The 5,876-nt window shown below is 65.4% G+C and carries 5 protein-coding genes; 3 read left to right on the forward strand and 2 right to left on the reverse strand.

What is annotated here, in order from left to right; genetic code table 11:
• Positions 1 to 107: 107 nt before the first annotated feature.
• On the forward strand, positions 108 to 1,943 hold the full coding sequence (locus tag HMPREF9440_RS03405) for a C69 family dipeptidase (RefSeq protein ID WP_148516337.1): 1,836 nt from the start codon (positions 108 to 110) through the stop codon (positions 1,941 to 1,943).
• A gap of 173 nt (positions 1,944 to 2,116) precedes the next feature.
• Here the strand turns inward: HMPREF9440_RS03405 and HMPREF9440_RS03410 are convergent, their stop codons facing one another.
• Complete coding sequence (locus HMPREF9440_RS03410; RefSeq protein ID WP_008541535.1) at positions 2,117 to 2,677, reverse strand: hypothetical protein; 561 nt, start codon at positions 2,675 to 2,677, stop codon at positions 2,117 to 2,119.
• 22 nt (positions 2,678 to 2,699) lie between these two features.
• Complete coding sequence (locus HMPREF9440_RS03415) at positions 2,700 to 3,089, reverse strand: hypothetical protein (RefSeq protein WP_216586059.1); 390 nt, start codon at positions 3,087 to 3,089, stop codon at positions 2,700 to 2,702.
• Positions 3,090 to 3,533: 444 nt separating this feature from the next.
• On the opposite strand from HMPREF9440_RS03415, the gene HMPREF9440_RS03420 reads away from it, so the two are divergent.
• Both HMPREF9440_RS03420 and HMPREF9440_RS03425 read left to right on the forward strand, forming a co-directional pair.
• A complete protein-coding gene (locus HMPREF9440_RS03420) occupies positions 3,534 to 4,685 on the forward strand; it encodes a pyridoxal phosphate-dependent aminotransferase (RefSeq protein WP_008541537.1) in 1,152 nt (383 codons plus the stop codon).
• Positions 4,686 to 4,974: 289 nt separating this feature from the next.
• Positions 4,975 to 5,876, forward strand: a 902-nt coding sequence (locus HMPREF9440_RS03425; RefSeq protein ID WP_040763421.1) for a MarR family transcriptional regulator, incomplete at its 3' end; no start/stop codon positions are given.

Consider the following 5,876-nt stretch of genomic DNA (forward strand, 5'->3'; position numbering starts at 1 on the left):
CGGATGCGTCGACCGACCATCGGCCCAACCGGCACCTTCAGCCCCCGCCGACCGCTTCCCGGCGTTGAGCACACGCGGCCCGACCAATCATGAGGAGAAAACTCGCCATGAAGACCATCTTCAAGCAATCGATCATCGCCGCGGCGGCGCTCTTTGCGGCCGCCGGCACCGCCCAGGCCTGCAGCACGCTCATCATCGGGAAGGCGCTCTCGGAAACCGGAAACATCATTGTGGCGCACAATGAGGACAATGGTGGACGTTTATTCAATCTTCAGCACTATGTGCCTAGCGCCAAGCACAAAGATGGCGAAATGATCAAGTTCGAAAAGAACGCCGCCGCGATCCCGCAGGTGAAGGAAACGCTGGGCTTCTATTGGACGCAGACGTTCGTGCCGGACGGCGCGTCCTTCGCGGACGGCTTCTTCAACGACGCGGGCGTCGCGATCGCCACCAACTGGTGCGGCGAGATCTTCGACGCCGACCGCATGGAGGTGAAGGACGGCGGCATTGGCTACGGCATCCGCCGCATCGTCGCCGAACGCGCGCACTCGGCCCGCGAAGCGGTCGAGATCGCGACGAAGCTCTTGGAAGAGTACGGCTACTTCCACGACGGCCGTACGTACACGTTCGCCGACGCGAACGAAGCCTGGCAGCTCGCCATCCATCAGGGGAACTCCTGGGCCGCGCACAAGATCGCGGACGACGAGGTGATCTACATTCCCAACGTCTTCACGATGGACAAGGTCGACCTCAAGGACACGGAACGCTGGATGGTCGAACCCGGTCAGGTCGAGCGCGCGACGAAGGACGGGCGCTTCGACCCGAAGAAGGACCGGTACTTCAACTGGCGGAAGATCGTCGCGCCCGAGAGCATCCGCGCCGAGCGCTGGAACGCGAACCGCAACGTGATCGCTTGGAAGTTCCTGACCGGCACCGAGATGAACGATCCCGAACAGTTCCCGTATTCGGTCAAGACCGCGAAGAAGCTGGGCGTCAAGGACGCGATGACGCTTCTGCGCCTCCACGAAGACACGATCGGCGAAGAGCAGCAGCTCTACCACTCGGCCTCGGAAGGCATCTGCCGCACGACCTCGCACGACTCGATCGTCTACAACCTCACGAAGGATCCCACGCTCACCGAAGCCTGGAAGACGGTGGGCCGCCCCTGCCAGTCGGTCTACGTGCCGCTCTATCCGTTGGCCGGTCCCGCGAAGGGCACCGCCTTCCTGGACGGCGCGACGGCGACGAAGGAACACTTCGCGGGCACGCCCGCGATGTTCGACTTCCGCGCGGAATTCACGCCGCACAGCGTCTTCTCCGCCGGCACCAACGCGATCGACTACCTGCGCGGCGATGAAATCGCGAAGCGCACGGCGCTGATCGAGAAGGTCGAGGCCGAGTTCCTGAAGGAACGCTCCGCCATTACCGCCAAGGCGGCGAAGCTCCAAGATGAAGAGCGCCGCGCGTTCCTCCACGACTACAACCAGAAGGCCTACGACAAGGTGCTGAAGCTGATGGAAGCCGAAAACGCGCGCCTGATGCCCATGAAGGTCGAGATCCTCGCGAAGACCGTCAAGGCCGACGCGGAAGACCTCGTCGAAATGGTGCTTCTGGGCTCGAAGAACCACGCGGTGAAGGGCTCCAACATGAAGGCGACCCGCGCCGGGATGAGCGCGAACCAGCTGAACTCGACCCGTCAGTTCTCGGGCTTCGCGCCCGCCGAATCGATGACCTACAAGGACGTGAACGGCGACGGCATCGAAGACGTGGTCTTCGCCTTCAAGGCGAAGGACCTCGCCAAGGGTGCGGTGCCGGGTGCTCTGATGGACCTTTGGCTCTACACGCAGGTGAACGGCCACCGCGTCGTGGGCTTCGACGTGGTGCCGGTCGAAACCAAGGAAGTGAAGACGGGCGAATCCCGCGACGGGAAGCATCTCCTTTGAGGCTTCGCTGACGCTTTCCGCGGGCGTGCGGGCTGAGGGTTCCGATGCGGGCTTCAGGCCCACGCCCGACGGGAAGACTTCATCAAGAACGGCGTCGTCCGGTTGATCGGGCGGCGCCGTTGGTTTTGGAGTGGGTGGAGGAGCTCGGTGTGGCTTCTCGCCCGCAGGTCGGATCAGTAGAACGGCTCCTGTGGCCTGCCGAGCTCTTCATGCGCGGCGCGGAAGGCGGCGCGGGCGGCGGCCTCGTCCCCGTCGAAGAGCTCGAGCTTCCAGTGGGTGAGGCCGTCCTTCTTCTTGCGGCCTTCCCAGCGCCTCAGCTGCACGAGCGTCGGCTCGAGCACGAAGCCGTTGCGGCTCCACTCCGTGTCGTCAGGCGTCAGCCGGGCGTTGACGGTGAGTTCGGTGAAGACCGGTCGGAAGACGTCCGCGTCGCAGATGCCCGCCTGCTCCCACCAGAGCATCCGGAGGTTGCGGAGCACGGCGCCGGTCTGCATCGGGCCGAAGAGCCGGACGGCCGTTCTCCCCGGGATTTGGGCCCGGAACGCTTGGTCGTCCCCGCCCCGGGACGCCGCTTCGCGCAGCATGGCGAGCGCGAGGAAGCGGATGGGCTTGTTCTTGGAGAGGAGCCTGTAGGTGGGCGTGGGCGAGTGCGGCATGGGCGTGGTCGCGGTGATGGTGATGAACGTGGAGGAACGAGGAAGAACGTTGAAGGGCCCGGCGGCGGAGGGCTTCAAGCCGTCGAAGCCCTCCGAGCGGTCAAGGCCGCCAGCCGGGATACCCGCCGTCGATCCGGTTGGCGCCCGAGGTCGATGAACCGTCGGAGTTGTAATAGGTGTCGCCGATTCTGGTCGAACTCGAACCGTCGCTGTTGTAGTAGCTGTTCCCAATCCTCGTGGAGCTCGAGCCGTCGGAATGGTAGTAGTTGTTGCCGATCTTGGTGGTCGAGCTCCCGTCCGAGTGGTAGTAGGTGTTGCCGATGCGGGTGGTGGAAGACCCGTCGGAGTTGTAGTACGAGTTGCCGATCTGGGTGGTGGACGAACCGTCCGAGTGATAGGCCGTGCCGCCCGCCTGCGCGGCGTTGATGATGCCGAAGGCGAGCAGGGCGGCGAGGATGGCGGTAGTGGTCGCGTGGGGCTTGCTGAACATGGTCGGCCTCAAGGAGAAGAAAGGTCCTTCTCCAAACATACGGCTTTTCCGCCCGCCCCGTGAGGTTGGTCCTTTGCCGCTCCTTGGCCGCTCATTTGCCGCGCCCGCGGCCGTTCCCTCAGAACCGGTACGATCGCGGCCGTCCGAAATCCTCCCCGAAGCGGCAATCCCCACCGACCCCATTCGCCAACAACCTCCGTCCCGCAGCAGATCCGAGAGAACCCCTCCGGCAAACTGCCTAGTGCGTGATGAGACATTTCGCTGAGCCGGAACGACGAGGCGCAAAGGCCGTGCAGAGAGCCTGCGAAGCCCTCCGCGCGCCGGGACTTTTTCGAAATCCCCCGCCGTAGGATGAGAAGACAGGGAGCCGGACTCGGGGCGATGCCTCTCCGACGCCGCGGCTCCGGACCATCGAAAGGCATTTCTTGGGAAGGAACATCGACCATGCCGATTCAACGCCGCAATCTACTGAAGGCGCTGCCCGTCGCGCTCGCGACGGCCTCCGCCGCCTCCGCCGCCACCAACGTTCTCGCCGCCGCGTCGGCCGCTGCGCCTGCGCCCTCCGCGCAGAACCCGATCCTCGCCTGCTTCAACGAGAACCCGCTCGGTCTCTCCGCGAAGGCCCGTGAGGCGGTCGCCGAATCCGCCGCGCGCTGCAACCGCTACCCCTTCGCCGCAGTCGAGCAGCTCCGCGCCGCCTGCGCCGCCTTCATCGGCGGGAAGCCCGAACAGATCACCCTCTCGCAGGGCTCCGCGGAAGCGATCCGTGCCTCGATCGAAGCCTACAAGACGGAAAACGTCCAGCTCGTCATCCCCGAACTCACGTACGGCGACGGTGAGATGTGCGCGGTCCGAAACGGGATCCCCGTCACGAAGGTGAAGATGGGCCCCGACTGGTCGATCGACATCGAAGGCATGAAGGCCGCGGTCGCGAACCACAAGGGTCCGTCGATCGTCTACTTCGTGAACCCGAACAACCCGACGAGCACGATCGTCGACAGCAAGGTTCTGAACGACTGGATCCGCTCGAAACCCGCCAACACGATGTTCCTCGTCGACGAAGCCTACGCCGAGTTCGTCGAAGACAAGGCGTTCGTCTCGACGGCGACGCTCGTTCAGGAAGGGCTCGAGAACGTGATCGTTCTGAAGACCTTCTCGAAGCTCTTCGCCATGGCGGGTCTGCGCCTCGGGTTCGCGTACGCCGCGAAGCCCGTCGCGGAGAAGGTGCGCAACCACATCGCCTACGACATCTTCCAGAACGTGCCCGCGATCGCGGCCGGTCTCGCGGAACTGAACGACGAAGCGTTCCTGGCGGAAAGCCGCCGCGTCAACGCCGCCTCGAAGAAGATCATCGTCGAGGCGCTCGCCGGCCTCGGCATGCGCACGCTTCCGTCCCAAACCAACTTCGTCTTCGCCGAACTTCCCAAGGGCGTGACGCTGGAGGCCTTCGCCGGGGCCTTGAAGGAAAAGTTCGTCATGGTGGGCCGTCCCTTCCCGCCCGCCACGAACTGGGTCCGCATTTCGATGGTGAGCGAAGCCGATTCGGCCTACATGGCCGAACAGATGAAGGCGCTCCGCGCCGCGAAGAAGATCTGATCGGTCGGACTTGAATCGCTCCACGTCTGAAACGGGATGGTTTCCGAAGCCCGGTGCCTCGATGAGGTGCCAGGCTTCGGAGCGTTTTGGGGGAGTGGAAAAGGTGTGCGGCAGGGGCGCGGGAAGAGGGGGATGGCCGGAAGTCGCGTGACGGAGTGAGGGCGGTAGACGGTCGGAAACCTCAGCCGGATCAGCATCTTCGCCTACGGTGCTATAGTCGAAGCCGACGCCCGGCCGGGTGGGGACGGAACCCTCCGCGCGCCCGCCCCACACCCCTGGAGCCCCAAGCATGAACCACCCTGACGCCGACCACTTCCTCACGCGTCCGATCACCCGCAACGACCTCACCTTCCGCGACTTGGAGCGCGCCTTCAGAGAGGCGGGCGTTCCCTTCACGGAGGAAACGCCCGTCCGCTTCGGCCTGCGGACGACCGCCGCATCCACGGCTTCCGCTGCGGCTTCCGCCTCCGGCGGCCCCTTTACGTTTCTCGGCTTCGTCCTCTCCGACCAGTGGAACCTCGCGACGCTCGTCAACACCTTCGACGCCGAGGGTAACCTGCGGCGAAACCGCCGGGTCGCGGGACCGCTCCTCTGGCAGATGGAGCGGGTCCGCGATCTCCTCGACGACGCCGATGCGCCCTACATCTTCAAGACGGGGATGCTCCGCCGCATCGAGCGTCATCCGTGGCCGGTGCCGGCGCTTCGCGCCGCCCTCGCGCACGCCTTCACGGACCGCGACTTCGCCTCGCCCTTGGAGGTCGCCTTCAACATCCACCCGGACGTCATCCGGGTGGTGGTCCCCGGTGCGGCGGATGCCCCGAACCTGGGCCTCAGCGACATCCTCCGGCGTCTCGGCCGCATGGAGGATGCCGCCGCGGCCGGCGCTCTCGGCGACATCTTCCGGGCGTACGAAGGCACGGGGCGGACGGCCGGGGTCCCGCAGACCGGTCTCCTCCACGAGGTGGAGCTTCCGAGCGTCGTGGAGGCGCTCTCCGACGAGGAGAGCGCGGTTCTGCGGTTCATCGCGGAACGGGAAGAAGGCCGCACGTGCGCGGAGGTTGAGGAGGCTTCGGGTCTGAGCCGGACGGCGGCCGGAAGAGTCTTGAAGCGGCTCGTCGACGCCGGATGGGTTCGGGCGATTGCTGAGGAAGTCGGGCCGGACGGCGTGTTCCGGTACGTCGCCCGGGAGGA

The organism is Sutterella parvirubra YIT 11816 (genome assembly GCF_000250875.1).
Lineage (GTDB): Bacteria > Pseudomonadota > Gammaproteobacteria > Burkholderiales > Burkholderiaceae_F > Sutterella > Sutterella parvirubra.

What these genes read in the sequence shown, in the direction of transcription:
- HMPREF9440_RS03420 (WP_008541537.1), top strand. Translation starts at nt 3,534, where the DNA reads ATGCCGATTCAACGCCGCAATCTACTGAAGGCGCTGCCCGTCGCGCTC.
- HMPREF9440_RS03415 (WP_216586059.1), bottom strand. Translation starts at nt 3,089, where the DNA reads ATGTTCAGCAAGCCCCACGCGACCACTACCGCCATCCTCGCCGCCCTG.
- HMPREF9440_RS03405 (WP_148516337.1), top strand. Translation starts at nt 108, where the DNA reads ATGAAGACCATCTTCAAGCAATCGATCATCGCCGCGGCGGCGCTCTTT.